The following is a 16,172-nucleotide window of genomic DNA, read 5'->3' as shown; positions in this document are numbered from 1 at the left end:
GGGCGGTCCCGCCACTGTGACCGGTCGCGCCCGGCCAACCGGCCAGCGCGGCGACCGGGAGCCAGAGCTTCGGTGGTCGTTGCCCGTGCCGGGGGTCTCCCGGGCGTGGCCGAGCTGGAGAGCGGGCGTGGATACCCGTCGATAGCGAAGGAGTCGTAGGTGCGACCGTTTCCGTTCACCGCCGTGGTCGGCATGGCCGACCTGCGGTTGGCACTCGTGCTGTCCGCCGTGTCCCCCGCGATCGGTGGGGTGCTGGTGCGTGGTGAGAAGGGCACGGCGAAATCCACCATGGTCCGGGCGCTGGCCGGGCTACTGCCCGAACTGGACGTGGTCACCGGCTGCCGGTTCTCGTGCGATCCCGCCGAGGTCGATCCCGAGTGCCCCGACGGGCCACACCAACAGGGGGGCGAGCACCACCGGCGGCCTGCGCGTTTGGTGGAGCTGCCGGTCGGCGCGGCCGAGGACCGGGTGGTGGGTTCGCTGAACCTGGAGCGGGCGCTCGGTGAGGGTGTGACCGATTACCAGCCGGGCCTGCTCGCCGCCGCGCATCGGGGACTGCTGTACGTCGACGAGGTGAACCTGCTGCACGATCACCTGGTGGATGCGTTGCTGGATGCCGCGGCCATGGGGCGAGCCACGGTGGAGCGGGAAGGCGTGTCGGTGTCGCACGCCGCGCGTTTCGTGCTGATCGGCACCATGAACCCGGAGGAAGGCGAGCTACGGCCGCAGCTGCTGGACCGCTTCGGCCTCACCGTCGAGGTGGCCACCAGCCGTGACCCGCAGGAGCGGGTCGAGGTGGTGCGCAGGCGCATGGCCTACGAGAACGACCCGGACGACTTCGCCGACAGCTACGCCGACGACGAGGCGGAACTGGCCAAGAAGATCGACGCGGCGCAGCAGTTGCTGCCGTCGGTGCGCATCACCGACGACGCTCTGGTGCGGATCGCCGAGGTCTGCGCCTCGTTCGAGGTCGACGGCATGCGCGCCGACATCGTCATGGCGCGTACCGCCGCGGCGCACGCCGCGTGGTCGGGTTGTGAGGAGGTCACCACCGAGGACATCCGGGTGGCGGCCCGGCTGGCGCTACCGCACCGCCGCAGGCGCAACCCCTTCGACGCGCCGGGAATCGACGAGCAGGAGCTCGAGCAGGCACTGTCCGAGGCCAGCTCCGGCACCGAGTCGGGGGAGGGAACCGGCTCGGAACAGTCCGATCCCGACGGTCCGGATGACGATCCGCCGCCCGGCGGGCCGGGTGGGCCCGGCTCGGGGGCGCCGGACCCCGGCGAACAGGAGCCGCCGCACCAGGGCGTCGGCAGCCCACCCCGGGGTGGGCAGGCCGGTGAGCAGGGCGCGGGTAGCGAGCAGGGCCAGCAGCACACCGTGGAGTCCGGCAACCCCTACCGGGCACGGCTGTTCAGCGTGGCAGGCAGCGGCACCGGGGAGCAGGGCAAGCGGTCCAGGGCGATTACCGAGACCGGGCGGACGATCGGGGTGCAGCCCGTTGGTGGCCGGGACGCCGGGCGGTCCCGCACCCCGCACTTGGTTGGCACGCTGTACGCGGCGGCTCCACACCAGCGGGCGCGGCGTGGCACCGGCACCGGGCCGGTGATCACCCCGCGGGACGTGCGCTACGCGCTGCGCGAGGGCAAGGAGAGCAACCTCGTACTGTTCTGTGTGGACGCCTCCGGATCGATGGGGGCGCGTGAGCGGATACGTGAGGTCAAGTCCGCGGTGCTGTCGCTGCTGATGGATGCCTACCAGCGCCGCGACAAGGTCGGCATGGTCGCTTTCCGCGGCAGCGAGGCCGACCTCGTGCTGCCACCGACCTCCAGCGTGGAAGCGGCGGCCGTCCGGCTGGAGGGCCTGCCGACCGGCGGACGCACCCCGCTCGCCGAAGGGCTGGTGAAGGTATCGGAGGCGCTGCGGATCGAATCGATCCGCGATCCCCGCAGGCGTCCGCTGGTGGTTGTGGTCACCGATGGCAGAGCGACCAGTGGCGAGGAGCCGGTCGCCAGGGCGCACCGCGCGGCGGAGAAGCTGGCGAGCAATGGCGTGGCCAGCGTGGTGATGGACTGCGAGACGGGCCGCATGCGCCTGGGGTTGGCACGGGAGCTGGCTGCCCGGCTGGGCGCCGAGCACGTACCGCTTGGCGCGGTCGCCGCCGACACGCTGGCAGGCGAGATCAAGGCACGCACGGCGCGCGGGAACGACGTACGGAGGGCAGCGTAATGCCGAAAGGGCAACCGGATGTGGTCCCGGACGACGGGCTGACGACCAGGCAGCGCAGGCACCGGCCGATCTTGGCGGTGCACACTGGGGAGATGAAGGGGAAGTCCACAGCGGCCTTCGGCATGGCGTTGCGGGCGTGGAACCAGGGCTGGTCGGTGGCGGTGTTCCAGTTCGTCAAGTCCGCCAAGTGGCGCGTCGGCGAGGAGTCCGCGCTGCGCGCGCTCGGCGAGGTGCACGACAACACCGGCCAGGGTGGCCCCGTCGAGTGGCACAAGATGGGCGAGGGCTGGAGCTGGGCGCGGAAGAAGGGCACCGAGGACGACCACGCCGCTGACGCCCGCGAGGGCTGGGAGGAGATCAAGCGCAGGTTGGCCGAGCAGCGGCACGATTTCTACGTGCTCGACGAGTTCAGCTACCCGCTGCACTGGGGCTGGGTGGACACCGCGGACGTCGTCGAGACGCTGCGTGACCGCCCGGGACGCCAGCACGTGGTGGTCACCGGCAGGAACGCGCCCGCAGAACTGATCGATGTCGCCGACCTGGTGGTGGAGATGACCAAGCGCAAACACCCGATGGACGCGGGCCAGAAAGGACAGCGGGGGATCGAATGGTGACCCTGCCCCGGCTGGTCATCGCCGCGCCCGCCTCGGGGCACGGCAAGACCACCGTGGCCACCGGCCTGATGGCCGCACTCCGGCAGCGCGGCCTGACCGTCTCCGGTCACAAGGTGGGGCCGGACTACATCGACCCCAGCTACCACGCGCTGGCCACCGGCAGACCCGGCCGCAACCTCGACCCGTACCTGCAAGGGGAGGAGCGGGTCGTGCCGCTGCTGCTGCACGGCGCCCATGCTGGACGGCAGGCCGAGGTGGCCGTGGTGGAAGGCGTGATGGGGCTGTTCGACGGGGCACTCGGCTCCGAAGGCTACGCCTCCACCGCGCACGTGGCTCGTCTGATCGACGCGCCGGTCGTGCTGGTGATCGACGCCAGCGCGGCGGGCCGCAGCGCAGCCGCGATGGTGCACGGATTCGCCACCTACGACCCGCGGGTGCGGCTGGCCGGGGTCATCCTGAACAAGCTGGGCTCGCCCCGGCACGAGACCGAATTGCGGGACGCCATCGAACCGCTCGGCGTGCCGGTGCTCGGCGCGCTGCACCGCGAGGACGGTATCCACGCACCGAGTCGCCACCTCGGACTGGTGCCCGTCGGCGAACGGGAGTCCGAGGCGTCGGCCGTGCTCGGTCGGCTGCGCGACTGGGTGGCGCACGGCATGGACCTGGACGCGGTGATGCGGGTGGCCTACCAAGCCCCCGGCGTGCACGGCAGGCCGTGGGACCCGGCCGAGCAGCTGGAACCGGTCGGCAACACCGGCGGCGTAGCCGGGCAGAACGGGGTGACCGTCGCCGCGGCGGCAGGCCAAGCGTTCACCTTCCGGTACGCGGAGAACATGGAGCTGCTGCGTGCCGCCGGGGTCGAGGTCGTCGACGTCGACCCGCTCGCCGACCAGTCGCTGCCACCCGGCTGCGCGGGCCTGTACTTCGGGGGCGGGTTCCCCGAGGTGCACGTCGAGGCGCTGGCGAGCAACGCCGCGCTGCGCGCGGAGATCGCCGCCGCGGTGGGGCGTGGTGTGCCGGTGGTGGCCGAGTGCGCCGGGTTGACCTACCTGTGCCGCGAGCTGGACGGCGAACCGATGACGGGAGTGCTGGACGCCACCGCCACCATGACCGGGCGCCGCACGCTCGGCTATCGTGCCGCGACCGTGGCCAGCGAGAGCTTCCTAGCCCCCGCCGGGGCGCGGGTCACCGGCCACGAGTTCCACCGCACCCAGGTCACCCCGCGGCACGGCCAGCGCCCCGCGTGGCGCTGGCAGGACAGTGAGGAAGGCTTCGTCACCCCCACCGTGCACGCCTCCTACCTGCACGTGCACTGGGCCGGTCATCCGGCGCTGGCGTACCGCTTCGCCGCCGCCGCGCACGCCCGAACTCTCTGGCTGGTGAGCGACCATGGCTGACACCGGCGATCGGGACCTGCGCCACCACGGCGACCAGGACATCGCCGACGGTCTCGTGGACCTCGCCGTGAACGTGCGGCTCGGCGAACCGCCCGCGTGGCTGCGGGAGGAGCTGACGGCGAGCCTGCACCGGCTGGCCGCCTATCCCGACGTCTCGGAGGCGACCAAGGCGGTGGCGGCGCGGCACGGCCGCAGCCCTGACGAGGTCCTGGTCACCTCCGGCGCCGCGGAGGCGTTCACGCTGCTCGCCAGGGCGCTGCGGCCGCGACACTCGGTGATCGTGCACCCCCAGTTCACCGAGCCCGACGTGGCGCTGCACGAAGCGGGGCACTGCGTGGAGCACGTGATCCTCGACGCCCATGATGGCTTCCGCCTGCGGCCCGAGAAAGTCCCCGCCGATGCCGACCTGGTGGTGGTGGGCAACCCCACCAACCCGACATCGGTGCTGCACCCGGCAGGGGCGATACGGCGGCTGTGCAGGCCGGGCCGGGTCGTGGTGGTCGACGAAGCCTTCGCCGATGCCGTGCCAGGCGAGCCGGAAACGCTGTCCGGCGAGCGCGCGCCCGGGGTGCTCGTGATCCGCAGCCTCACCAAGACCTGGGGGATCGCCGGGCTGCGCGCGGGCTACGTGCTCGGCGAGCCCGAGCTGGTGGAGCAACTACGCGCCGCGCAGCCGCCCTGGTCGGTGTCCACCCCCGCCGCTGCCGCCGTTGTCGCCTGCACCGGCCCGGCCGCGACCGCACAGGCGGACGAGCTGGCCGTAACCGCTGATGCCGACCGGAAGGCGCTGGTGGAGGGGCTGGCAAGGCTGGAGCCGCTGGGGGTCCGGGTCGCCGGTCAACCGCGTGCGCCGTTCGTGCTGGTCACCGTGCCCGAAGGGGAGCGGGTACGGCTACGGCTGCGCGAGCTCGGCTACGCGGTGCGCCGCGGCGACACGTTCCCCGGCCTGTCCAGCGACTGGATGCGCATCGCGGTACGCGACCCGGCTACCACCCGGGGGTTTCTGGACGCCTTGGCGGTGACGGTGGGGTGGAACCGGATGTGACCGTGGTCCGTCCGAGAGGTGATTGCTGTGGTAGCAGGGACTGGATACGGTACGTGTGCGTGAGGTGTGCGCGGTGACGTTGGGGTGTGTTCGCGCTCTGGGGTTGCCGGTCAGGGAGGGATCTGATGGGTGAGCAGGATGCTGCTGGTGGGCCGGAGCTGCCGCTACCGCAAACCGGTGAGGCGCCGGTGCCGTTGGGTCCGCAGCAGGCACCGAGTGGCGGTGCTGGCGGCGGCCTGGAGGACATCGCTTTCGACAGCGAGGGTGTGCAGAAGGTCATCGACCGGCTGGAGGACATCCGGGAGCGGTTGATGGACGCACAGCGGGATGCGGATGGTCTCGGTCGGGTGCAGGCGCCGAGTGACCCGGCGAGTAGCAGTTATGCCGATACAGCGGGAAAGGGCGCTAGAGCCTACCAGGCTTGCGTGCGGAAGGAGGTCGCCGCGTTGCAGGAGTTGATCGACGAAGCGAGGGAGATGAAGGCTGAGCGGGAGCGGCACGAGGACGAGGTCGCCAGGAGCTTGGAAGGACAAGCCTGAATGAACGCGCGGAAAGCAGTTCTGGCGGCTCTGGCGTGCACGGCGATGCTGGTGGCAGCAGCGTGTTCGGATGAGACGGCCGGTTCTGCTGAGCGGGACGGTGCTGACAACGGCCAGCAGTCGGAGGACCTGCCTCATAGTGGGGCTCCGGCTGTCGGTGATCCGATCGAGGATCTCTCGACGTTCGAAGACGACATGTGTCGTGTACTCCGAGATGACCAGCTGGAACAGCTGCCTGTGCACGTCAGCGAAGCTGAGCCAGGGTATCTGGACACCGTGGGTCCCAAGTGCAGCTGGCGAACCGAGTCCCGTAGCGAGTCGTTCGGGGCCTATCTGGTGACGGGGAATCCTGAAGGGCTCAGCCACGTGTACGCACAGGATGCCGAAGGCCTCTTCGAGTACTTCGAAGAGCTGGATCCCGTAGTAGGCCATCCGGCAGTAGCGGCGAACTATAACGATGACCGTAAGGACGGCTACTGCACTGTGGATGTTGGGCTCAGAGATGAGCTCCACTTTTATGTTGCCATGAGCGCTGTGGACGACTCCAGCCCGTATCACGATGATCCTTGCGGTGCGGCGTATGAGATCGCGGAGTTGGTTGTGGAGACGATGAAGGGGGATGGGTGATGTCGGGTCATCCTGCGACGGGGCATGGGTTGTCCGGTGCGGATATCTTCCGGATGATCAGGGAGCCACGCCCGTTCGCTGAAACGCTGGGTACGGGTGAGGACACCGCCCGCGACCTGCACAGCAGGCACAGCGAGATCGCCGAGGATGTGGCCGCGCTGCGGCGCACCATCAACGAGGTATGGCGGGGTGAGTCGGCCGAGGCGTTCAAGGTCAAGCTGAGCACGGTAGAGCGACGCAGCAACGAGACCGCGACTGCGGTCAGCCCCTCCACATTCAGCATGTCCAGCCAGCGCGGCGCGTACTCGCACATCTACAACGAGGTCGAGGACATCCCGGGAGAAGTGGATGACGCCGTCGGCGGTAGCTGGCGCAACTACGCCAGCTGGACAGGCCTGGTGGACTCGCAGGAAGACCAGCGCAACGCGTGGTACGAGGCCGACGCCAAGAACCGCAGGCTGTACTCGGCCTATTCCAGTGAATCGGGGGAGAACCAGGTCCGGATCTCGCAGGAACGGGACTACCCCGACCCGGACGAGGAGGAACCGGGCTCGTCGAGCGGAGCAACCGGGACCACCTCACCGTCCGGTGTAGCCCAACCGGGCGTCGCGGCACCGACCGCCGCGGCTGGTGCGGGCGCAGGTACTGCTGGTGGTGGGGGTGTGGCGCCGTCGGGTGGTGTTGGTGGTGCTCCGGGTGTGCCGGGGGGTGCGGTAGCCGGTGCTGGTGCTGGTGCGGGTTCCGGTACAGGTGCTGGGGGTGGTGGTGCTGGTGTTGGTGGTCGTCAGGGTGGGGTGCGGTTGCCGGATGGCAGTATCCGGTATCCGGATGGCACGATCCGGCGTCCGGATGGGAGTCTGGTGCGTCCGGATGGGACGGTGATCCCGCCGAGTGGTACCGGCGCCTCGGGCCTGGGTGGCGCTGGTGGTGCTGGTCGTGCTGGGGGTGAGTTCGGCCCGATGGGTTCGGGTGCTGCTGCTGGGGGTGCTGGGATGGCTGCCGGTGGGTTCGCTGGTGCGGCCCCGGGTGGTGCTGCCGGGGGCGCTGCCGGTGGTGCGGCTGGTCCTGGGGCGATGAGTGGTCAGGGTGGTTTCGGTCCGACGGGTTCGGGTGCGGCCGGTGCTGCCGGTGGTGGCCAGGGTGCTGCTGCCGGGGGGCGGGCGCCGATGGGCGGCATGATGGGTGCCGGTGGTGGTCGTGGTGGCCAGGGCAGTGAGGATGAGCAGCATGAGCGGAAGTTCATCCAGGATGAGCAGCTGGATACCGGGCTGCCGGTGGTGCGTGACGAGCACGGGGAGAAGGAGTACGACCCGGTGACCGGGATGGTCATCATCGACGGCGTCATCGGCGAGTAGTCACCGTACGAGGAGTCGACACTCGGAGGGGGAGTCAGACCTGTGATCACGCGACCGGTCACGATCAGCCTGGAGACCTACGCCACCCTGCTGGACAAGGAAAACCTCGGCGAACCGCACGTCACCCTGCTCGGCGGCGATCGCTGGTACCCCCCGGAGGCCGCAAGGGAACGTGACGTGCGGGTGCTGCGTGAACTGGCCGAGCAGGGGCTGACCTCGGGCAACCGCGCCAGCGACGACTTCCGCGACACGCTGGTCACCATGCAACGCCCCGCCGTCGAGTACTACACCATCGCCTCCATCGGTGAGTCCACCAAGACGGTCCGCACCGTCAGTCATGGCCGCGACGCGCTGCTGATCATCCAGGAAGGACAGCGGATCGACATCTCCCCGATCCCGGCCGAGCAGCTCGGCGTGCGACTGGTCACCGCCCTGCCGGAAACGCCTGCCGCGCGCATCCACTCCACGAACTGCGCGACGGCGGACCTGGATGCCGCGGAGAAGGGCGAGGCGTTCGGCTCGGATGCCAGTTCGCGCGACGCCAAACGCATGAAGCGCTTCCTCGACCAGGACCGCAGCGCGGCCGGGCAGCTCTACGCCGCCATCCGCGACGGGCACGGTCGCCGGTACGTCAACCGCACCCCGGTGCCGTGCTGGATCGACACCAACTCTGGCAGGGCGCTGCTCAGCGTCAGCGAGGGAGGCTGGGTGACCCTGGTCAGCGGTGATTCGATGACGCTGGCCGGCAAGCTCACCGAGCTGGAGCAGCAGTTGCGGACTCGCTAGGGCCGCGTCCCGGCCCGCCGCGCTCGCTGCCGAGCGTGCCCTCGCGGAGCGCGCGGGCGAAAGCCAGCACCATCGCCAGCATCAACGCGGGAGCGATCAGCTCGATCGATTCCTCCAGGACCGAGTCCACCAGGAAGTAGTGCGCCAGGCCTTCCGGCTGGCCGGGTTCCGGCGGGAAACGACCACCGAAGACCCACCGGTCGATCACGGCTCCCAGCTTGACGTAGAACAACCCGACGTGCGCCAGCAGCGCGGTCGACGCCACGACCCCGTAGGTGCTGTACGCGGCCACCAGGTAGCGACGCACCCCCGGCACCCGCCAGATGTGTTTCCCGTAGCGCAGCAGCGCATACACCGGGAACCAGGCGATGATCGCGAACACCGGCGCGTGGGCGAACAGCGCGTGGTGGGTCCCGAGGATAGTGTCGCCGAACGTCCCGCTGACCCACGCGCCGATCAGGTGCCGGACGTCACCGGCCTCCTCGATCAACATGAGCCCCAGCCCGATGGCGAGCAGGAAGAAGAACGACGCCGCGGCGGGCCATCGCCGCTCGCCGAACGCCAGCGCCCCCGCGAGGTAGGCGGCCGCTGCCACGGTCAGCGCCGACAGTACCCACTGAACGACCTCGGTCACCCCGCGGTTGAACAGCCCGGACCACACCGGCCCGGACAGCGAGTCCCCGATCCCGCCGAGGTTGACGATATCGACCGCGAGGAAGACAGCCCAGACCGTGGCGAGGAAGGCCGCGGTCGCCAGCAGCACCTGCTGCGGCCTCACCCGCAGCAGCCAGGGCCAGTGCCCGCGCTCGCCGTCAGCGTGAGCGCCGCGCGCGGGCCCAGCGGCGCCACCGGGCGTGGCCAGTGGTGTGTCCGGCATACCGGCGGAGAGTACACCAGCGGAACCAGCTACGTAGCTGGAATGGGCGGTATCGAAACGGATCAATGACCCGATCGCGACCCTGTCGGGACGGCCGGGGATCACCAGGCGAGAGCGACCAGTACGGCCGCGGCGGCCACCTCGACGCAACCCCCCAGCACGTCGCCGGTCACCCCGCCGATCCTGCGCACGCATCGTGCCGTCAGCAGCGCCGCGGCGATCGTGCCCGCCGCCGCAGCCAGCACCCCGCGCCACCACGGCAGCCCGGTCACCACCGCCGCCGCGGCGCACAGCGCCCACCACAGGGCGGTGCTCGCTACCACCTGCCACACCGGCACGGTGCCCGCGACCGCCCCACCGAGGCCGTCACGCCGGGCGGCCGGGACACCGCTGGCACAGCACAGCACGAGCACCTGCCTGCTCGCCAGCGCGGCCAGCGCCGCGGCGACCACGCCGTGCCCCGCCGAGATCGCCCCGGCCAGCGCGGCCACCTGCACCAGCACCACCAGCAGGAGCGTCACCGCCCCAGCAGGGCCCACGTCGCCGCGGCGCATCACCTCCAGTGCCCGCTGGCGGTCGTAGGAGGCGCTGAGCCCGTCGGCGGTGTCGGCCAGGCCGTCCAGGTGCAGCCCGCGGCAGGCGAGCACCACCAGCGCGATCGCCACCGTCGCGGTCAACAGAGCGGGCGCGCCCGCCGCGGTGCCCGCCAGCACAGTGCCACTGCTGAGCAGGGCAAGGGGAATGGCTGCCACGGGAGCCAGCACCATCGCCCGGCGCGCCACCCGGACGTCGATCACGCGCGGCGCGGTCACCGGAACGGCCGTGAGGGTGCCAACGGCCATCCGCAACCCGTCCATCATCAGCCGAGGCCGAGATCCGCCAGCGATCCCATCTCGGCCAGCACCGCCCGTGCCGCGCGTAGCGTCGACACCGCCTGAACGGCCCCGCTGCCCTCGCCCAGCCGCAGCCCGAGGTCGAGGATCGGCTCGAGGCCAAGCGCCTTGAGAGCGTACGTCTGGGCCGGCTCCGTCGAGCGATGCCCGGCCAGCCACCACCGCGCCGCTTCCGGTGCGATGTCACGGGCGACCAGCGCGGCGGCGCAGGAGAACACACCGTCCAGCACGACGGGCACGGCCCGCTGTGCCGCGCCGACCACGAATCCCGCGGTCGCGGCGGCGCAACCGCTGCCGAGCGCGGTGAACAGCTCGAACGGGTCCTCCACGCGGCAGGCAGCACGGCTGACAGCAGTGTCGATCACCGCCGCCTTGGCCTCCAGGCTTGCTTCGTCGATCCCGGTCCCCGTGCCGGTGAGCTCGCGGGCTGGCACCCCGAGCGAGGCGGCTACCAGCGCCGCGGCGACCGTGGTGTTGCCGATCCCCATGTCCCCTGGGATGAGGAGGTCGGCGCCCGCTTCGATCTCCGCCTCGGCGATCGCGCGTCCCGCGTCGAACGCCCGGCGCGCCTCGCCGGGCAGCAACGCGTCCTCGCGATCGATCGCCCCGGAACCGCGCCGGATCTTGTGTGCCGACACCTCGGGCGGTACGCCATCGAGGTCGTCGTCGACCGCGATGTCGGCGACCCGCACCGTGGCGCCGACCTGACCGGCGAGCACGTTCACCCCGCTGCTGCCTGCCACGAAGGCGCGCACCATCGCGCCGGTGACCGCGCGCGGGTAGGCGGAAACGGCCGAGCTCCCGGAATCACCGGCCAGGGTGACGCCGTGGTCGCCCGCGAAGACCACGACGCGCACGTCCTCGATCTGTCGAGGGGGAACCGTGCCGTGCGCGGCGCACAGCCACGCGCCGAGTTCTTCCAGCCTGCCGAGCGCACCGAGCGGTTTGACCAGGCCGTCGAGCCGTTGCTGCGCGGCACGGCGCGCGGCCTCGTCGGGCACCGGTATCGCGAACTCCGTCATCGTCACTCCTGGTTGTTCCGGGGCGGTCCCGGTGGTTCGGGTAGGGCTATGGCGCGCCCGGCCACGACCAGGTGCACCACGTCCGAGGCGGCCGAGACGCGGCTGTTCAGCGAGCCAAGCACATCTCGGAACAACCTTCCCGCGGGTGTAGCCGGGACCACACCGCTACCGACCTCGTTGCTGACCGCGACGGCAGGCACCGGCAGCGAACGCCACACCCCGATCAGCTCGTCCATCCTGCTCGTCACGTGCTCCTCCCACCGGTCGGCGCCGTCCCAGGCACCCGCACCGTCCAGCTCTCTGGCCAGCCACGTCGCCAGGCAATCGACCAGCACGGGGGCCTGCGCCCGGCGCAGCGCCGCTGGCAGGTCGGCGGTCTCCACGGTGTGCCAGTGCGGGGGTCGACGCGCCCGGTGCCGCCGTACCCGCTCGGCCCACTCGGAATCCTGCCCGTCCGGTGCGTGGCCGGTGGCAATGTAGACGACCTCGCGGTAGCCCGCGAGCAGCCGTTCCGCGTGCTGTGACTTACCCGACCGCGCGCCCCCCAGCACCAGCACCGTCGCAGGCGGTCGTGCCGTGGTCGCCAGCATCGCCAACCGGTGTGACAGCCGACTGGCGACCCCGGCGAGGAACCGCCGGGCGGGTGAGTAGGGCATGGCTCGCATTGTCGCAGCGCCGCGGGCGCGCATAGTCTGTTGGTCCTGGATCGAGGGAGGTGCCCGTGCCGCTGGACCCGGTATTCGAGCAGCTGCTGCCCACCATGCCCCCGCTGGTCGGCGAGTCCGACACCGTCGAGCAGGTGCGGCAGCGGTTCGAGGAGATCGCGGCCCATCCGATCGTCGTCGACGCCGCACCCGGCGTGGGTTCGGTGAGACAGATCACGGTCACCGGCGCGGCCGGGCCGATCGATGCGCGGGTGTACCGCCCCGAGCGGGAGCAACCCGCGCCGACGGTGGTCTACTTCCACGGCGGTGGATACGTGATCGGCAGTCTCGACACCCACGACCTGGTATGCCGCGAGATCTGCAGGCAGGTCGGCGCGGTGGTGCTGTCCGTGGACTACCGGCTCGCGCCGGAGCACCCGTTCCCCTCCGGTCTCGAGGACTGCCTCGCGGCGACACGCTGGGCCGCAGGCCACATCGACGAGCTGGGAGGCGACCCGTCGCGGCTGGCGGTGGCCGGGGACAGCGCGGGCGGCACCTTCGCCGCCGTGACCGCCCAGGAACTGGCGGTGGCCGGGCACGCCCCTGCGCTCGCGGCCCAGCTGCTGATCTACCCGGCGACCGACGTCAGCCGCGACTACCCGTCGCGCGAGGCGTTCAACGAGGGGTATTTCCTGGACAGCGCCGCCCTCGAGCTGTTCGCCGAGGCGTATGTCACCGACCTGTCGTTGCTGCCCGACCCGCGCATGTCGCCGATCCTGCACCCCAAGCTCGCCGCGCTGCCGCCGACGGTCGTGATCACCGCTGAGTACGACCCGCTGCGGGACCAGGGGGAGGCGTACGCGGACGCGGTGGAGGGTTCCGGGGTCGAGGTGTACCGGCGCCGGTGCGAGGGCCTGATCCACGGCTTCGCCCATTTCGGTCCGTTCGTTCCCGCTGCGGCAGCGGCCGTGGCGGACAGCTGCGCGATGCTGCGTGCGGCACTGCGACTGTGAGCTGGCCCGCGCGGTCACGCCCCTGCCGCCGCTGCGGCGCGGCCCGCCACGATACTGGTGACTCATGTCCAGCAGGCCGGTGACCGTGCGAGCGCTGCCCACCGTGGCGGGACTCGTTGCCGGGTACCTGGCGGACACCGCCTTCGGTGACCCCCGTCGAGGCCACCCCGTCGCGCTGTTCGGCGCGGGCGCGGAACGGCTCGAGCGGCTGCTGTGGCGCGACAGCCGCGCGTGGGGAACGGCCTATGCCGGGCTGTGCGTCGCCGCAGGCACGGCGATCGGTGTCGCGGCGCACGCGGGCACCGGCAGGCGCCCGCTGGCGCGCGCGTCGGTCACGGCGCTGGCGACGTGGGTCGTGCTCGGCGGGCGTGGCCTGGCCGAGGAGGGCCAGGCCATGGCTGAGCTGCTCGACGAGGCCGCCGCCTGCGGCGATCCGGGGCCCGCCCGGGCCAGGCTGTCACACCTGTGCGGCAGGGACGCGAGCGAGCTCGACACGGTAGCCCTGACCCGCGCCGCGACCGAGTCGATCGCAGAGAACACCTCGGACGCGGTGGTCGCGCCGCTGCTGTGGGGTGGTGTCGCTGGTGTGCCCGGCCTGCTCGGCTACCGGGCGCTCAACACGCTCGATGCCATGGTGGGGCACCGCTCACCCCGGTACCGCCGGTTCGGCTGGGCAGGCGCGCGCGGGGACGATCTCGCCAACCTGGTGCCCGCGCGGTTCGGCGCGTTCACGGCGACCGTGGCCGCCCCGCTGGTTGCCGGGCGCGTTCGCGACGCCGCACGCGCCTGGTGGCGGGACGCGGGCAAGCATCCGAGCCCGAACGCGGGACCCGTCGAGGCGGCCTTCGCTGGTGCGCTCGGGGTGCGCCTCGGTGGGGTGAACCGCTACGGCACGACCGTGGAGGATAGGGGCAGCCTGGGAATCGGGCCCGACCCGAACACCACCGACCTGCGCCGCTCGGTACGGCTGTCACGGATCGTGGGGGCGGCAGCGCTCGCGGGTGGCGCGCTCCTGGCGGTCGGTCGTGAGGTGGTGCGGGCCGGATCGACGCGAGGGAGGCGCGGATGAGCGGGCTGCTGGTGGCGGGAACCACATCGGACGCGGGCAAAAGCCTGGTCGTCGCCGGGATCTGCCGCTACCTCGCCAGGCAGGGATACTCGGTCGCGCCGTTCAAGGCGCAGAATATGTCCAACAACTCGATGGTCTGCCCGGATGGTGCGGAGATTGGACGCGCGCAGTGGCTGCAGGCGCGCGCCGCGGGCGTGACTCCGGAGGCCGCGATGAACCCGATCCTGCTCAAGCCAGGCAGTGATCGGCGCAGTCACATCGTCGCTCTCGGTAAGCCGTACGGCGCTCTGGACAGCGGTGAGTACGCCACGGGACGGGGGGCCCTTGCGGAGATCGCGCACGACACGCTGGCCGATCTCCGCCGCCGGTTCGACGTGGTGATCTGCGAAGGAGCGGGTAGCCCCACCGAGATCAACCTCCGTGCCGGCGACTACGTCAACCTGGGGCTGGCACGCCGCTGCGGGTTGCCCGTCGTGGTGGTCGGCGACATCGATAGGGGAGGGGTATTCGCCGCGATGTTCGGCACGCTGGCGCTGCTCGCCCCGGAGGATCAGGCGTTGGTTTCCGGTTGGATCGTCAACAAGTTCCGCGGTGACCCCGGGCTGCTCCGGCCGGGGCTCGATTCGCTGTCCCGAGTCACCGGCAGGCCGGTGCTCGGGGTGCTGCCGTGGCTGGAGGGCGCCTGGATCGACTCCGAGGACGCGCTCGCCGCGGCGGGTTGGCAGCGCGATACGGGGGTGTCCGGCCGGGGCAGTGGGGCCGGTCCGGCGGCTGATGGGAACCGCCCGCTGCAGGTGACTGTGGTCCGGTTGCCCCGTACCTCCAATGCCACTGACGTGGACGCGCTGGCCGCCGAACCCGGAGTGTCGGTGACGCTCACCGACTCACCGGAGACGGTGCACTCCAGTGACGTGGTGGTGTTGCCCGGTACCAGAGCCACGGTGGATGACCTGCGGTGGGTGCGCGAGCGCGGCATCGACAGGGCGGTGCTGGCCAGGGCGGCGGCCGGCAAGCCGGTGCTGGGGATCTGCGGTGGGCACCAGATGCTCACGAGCACCATCCACGACGAGTGGGAATCGGGCAGCGGCGTGGTGCCCGGGCTCGATCTACTGCCCGCCACGGTCACGTTCGAGCGGGACAAGGTGCTGGGCACACCAGAGGGAGCGTGGCGTGACCACCCGGTGCTTGCCTACGAGATCCACCACGGCAGCGCCGCACTTGACCGGCGGGATCCGCGTGCCGATCGGGTGGAGCCGTTCCTCGACGGGTGGCGTCTCGGCGCGGTGTGGGGCACCACCTGGCACGGCGCCTTCGACAACGACGGGTTCCGCCGGGCCTGGCTGGCTGCCGCGGCCGAGCAGGCCGGCCTGCGGTGGGAGCCTGCGCGTGACGCGCCGGGTTTCGCCGAGCTGCGGGAGGGGATGCTGGACCGGGTCGCCGACGCCGTCGCCGAGCATCTCGACACAACCGGGCTGCTGCGGACGGTGAGCCACGGCGCGCCAGCGGGGTTGCCGTTCGTGCCGCCGGGCGCTCCCGGCTGAATCCCCGCTCCGGTGGGGTTCAGCCGGAACGCTGATCGCGCGGGATGCGGCTGCGCCTGGTGTGCGCGAACACCCATACCCGGAGCAGGGTGAAGCGGGCCACGCCGAAGAGCATCGCGGCCGTGATGATCGTGGCGGTCTGCTGGGTCGCGGTCGGGTTGTCGATGGCGGTCTGCAACGCCAGCAGGGCCGCCGAGCTGTAGGTGGCGTAGAAGCAGATGGTCACCACGATCGCGATCGCGCGCCGGAGTTTCGGGCTGCCGCGCGCGTTGAACGTGATGTGGTGGTGGAACTCGGTGTTGGCCACCGTGGCGATGGCGATGGCCGTGAGGTTGGCGGGGTAGGTTCCCAACGGTTCCCGGAGGAGCAGGAACAGCAGCGCGTGTACTGCGGTGGCACCCGCCCCGGCCGCGACGTACCACGAGCCCTGCCGCAGCAACTGGACCAGCAGCGGCTCTTGCTGGGTGCGCGCGGGCGGCGAGGCCGACGTTCCGGCTCCCATAATCCCGACGATAGACCTT

16 protein-coding genes are annotated in these 16,172 nt (G+C 71.3%); 11 read left to right on the top strand and 5 right to left on the bottom strand.

Features of this window, described 5'->3' with window-relative positions; genetic code table 11:
* Window positions 1-159 precede the first annotated feature (159 nt).
* From F8178_RS14810 to F8178_RS14775, 8 genes are all read left to right on the top strand, one after another.
* Window positions 160-2,229, top strand: a complete 2,070-nt coding sequence (locus tag F8178_RS14810) for a putative cobaltochelatase (RefSeq protein WP_317495381.1) — start codon at window positions 160-162, stop codon at window positions 2,227-2,229.
* Window positions 2,229-2,843 carry a cob(I)yrinic acid a,c-diamide adenosyltransferase gene (cobO, locus tag F8178_RS14805; protein ID WP_317495380.1) on the top strand — a complete coding sequence of 205 codons (615 nt, stop codon included), beginning with the start codon at window positions 2,229-2,231 and terminating at the stop codon, window positions 2,841-2,843. The genes F8178_RS14810 and cobO overlap by 1 nt, the downstream gene beginning before the upstream one ends.
* Window positions 2,837-4,240, top strand: coding sequence for a cobyrinate a,c-diamide synthase (locus tag F8178_RS14800; RefSeq protein ID WP_317495379.1), 1,404 nt, complete (start codon window positions 2,837-2,839; stop codon window positions 4,238-4,240). The genes cobO and F8178_RS14800 overlap by 7 nt, the downstream gene beginning before the upstream one ends.
* Complete coding sequence (gene cobC, locus F8178_RS14795) at window positions 4,233-5,285, top strand: Rv2231c family pyridoxal phosphate-dependent protein CobC (RefSeq protein ID WP_317495378.1); 1,053 nt, start codon at window positions 4,233-4,235, stop codon at window positions 5,283-5,285. The genes F8178_RS14800 and cobC overlap by 8 nt, the downstream gene beginning before the upstream one ends.
* 125 nt (window positions 5,286-5,410) lie before the next feature.
* Window positions 5,411-5,824 (top strand): hypothetical protein, encoded by a 414-nt coding sequence (locus F8178_RS14790; protein ID WP_317495377.1) that lies wholly within the window; start codon window positions 5,411-5,413, stop codon window positions 5,822-5,824.
* Window positions 5,825-6,451 carry a DUF3558 domain-containing protein gene (locus tag F8178_RS14785; RefSeq protein ID WP_317495376.1) on the top strand — a complete coding sequence of 209 codons (627 nt, stop codon included), beginning with the start codon at window positions 5,825-5,827 and terminating at the stop codon, window positions 6,449-6,451.
* A complete protein-coding gene (locus tag F8178_RS14780; protein WP_317495375.1) occupies window positions 6,451-7,806 on the top strand; it encodes a hypothetical protein in 1,356 nt (451 codons plus the stop codon). Before F8178_RS14785 ends, F8178_RS14780 begins: the two co-directional genes overlap by 1 nt.
* Before the next feature lie 42 nt (window positions 7,807-7,848).
* On the top strand, window positions 7,849-8,592 hold the full coding sequence (locus F8178_RS14775; RefSeq protein ID WP_317495374.1) for an ESX secretion-associated protein EspG: 744 nt from the start codon (window positions 7,849-7,851) through the stop codon (window positions 8,590-8,592).
* Here F8178_RS14775 and F8178_RS14770 read toward each other — a convergent pair.
* The 4 genes from F8178_RS14770 to cobU form a co-directional block, all read right to left on the bottom strand.
* The gene (locus tag F8178_RS14770) at window positions 8,558-9,469 is read right to left on the bottom strand and encodes a hypothetical protein (protein ID WP_317495373.1); all 912 of its coding nucleotides are present in this window, start codon (window positions 9,467-9,469) and stop codon (window positions 8,558-8,560) included. The two genes, F8178_RS14775 and F8178_RS14770, sit on opposite strands and share 35 nt — an antisense overlap.
* A gap of 101 nt (window positions 9,470-9,570) precedes the next feature.
* Entirely contained in the window at window positions 9,571-10,329 is a 759-nt protein-coding gene (locus F8178_RS14765; RefSeq protein ID WP_396345575.1) for an adenosylcobinamide-GDP ribazoletransferase, read from the bottom strand.
* Complete coding sequence (cobT, locus tag F8178_RS14760) at window positions 10,329-11,384, bottom strand: nicotinate-nucleotide--dimethylbenzimidazole phosphoribosyltransferase (protein ID WP_317495372.1); 1,056 nt, start codon at window positions 11,382-11,384, stop codon at window positions 10,329-10,331. The genes F8178_RS14765 and cobT overlap by 1 nt, the downstream gene beginning before the upstream one ends.
* Before the next feature lie 2 nt (window positions 11,385-11,386).
* Window positions 11,387-12,040 carry a bifunctional adenosylcobinamide kinase/adenosylcobinamide-phosphate guanylyltransferase gene (gene cobU / locus F8178_RS14755; RefSeq protein ID WP_317495371.1) on the bottom strand — a complete coding sequence of 218 codons (654 nt, stop codon included), beginning with the start codon at window positions 12,038-12,040 and terminating at the stop codon, window positions 11,387-11,389.
* Window positions 12,041-12,105: 65 nt separating this feature from the next.
* On the opposite strand from cobU, the gene F8178_RS14750 reads away from it, so the two are divergent.
* The 3 genes from F8178_RS14750 (at window position 12,106) to F8178_RS14740 (ending at window position 15,651) form a co-directional block, all read left to right on the top strand.
* A complete protein-coding gene (locus tag F8178_RS14750; protein WP_317495370.1) occupies window positions 12,106-13,041 on the top strand; it encodes an alpha/beta hydrolase in 936 nt (311 codons plus the stop codon).
* Between the two features lie 64 nt (window positions 13,042-13,105).
* Window positions 13,106-14,110 carry a cobalamin biosynthesis protein gene (locus F8178_RS14745; RefSeq protein ID WP_317495369.1) on the top strand — a complete coding sequence of 335 codons (1,005 nt, stop codon included), beginning with the start codon at window positions 13,106-13,108 and terminating at the stop codon, window positions 14,108-14,110.
* Window positions 14,107-15,651 carry a cobyric acid synthase gene (locus tag F8178_RS14740; protein ID WP_317495368.1) on the top strand — a complete coding sequence of 515 codons (1,545 nt, stop codon included), beginning with the start codon at window positions 14,107-14,109 and terminating at the stop codon, window positions 15,649-15,651. The genes F8178_RS14745 and F8178_RS14740 overlap by 4 nt, the downstream gene beginning before the upstream one ends.
* A 19-nt stretch (window positions 15,652-15,670) precedes the next feature.
* On the opposite strand, the gene F8178_RS14735 is transcribed toward F8178_RS14740, so the two are convergent.
* Window positions 15,671-16,153 carry a GtrA family protein gene (locus F8178_RS14735; protein WP_317495367.1) on the bottom strand — a complete coding sequence of 161 codons (483 nt, stop codon included), beginning with the start codon at window positions 16,151-16,153 and terminating at the stop codon, window positions 15,671-15,673.
* Window positions 16,154-16,172: the final 19 nt, after the last annotated feature.

Source organism: Haloechinothrix sp. LS1_15 (assembly GCF_033042135.1).
GTDB lineage: Bacteria > Actinomycetota > Actinomycetes > Mycobacteriales > Pseudonocardiaceae > Haloechinothrix.
The sequence above is the reverse complement of the archived record's forward strand: the minus strand, read 5'-3'. Positions and strand labels throughout refer to the sequence as shown.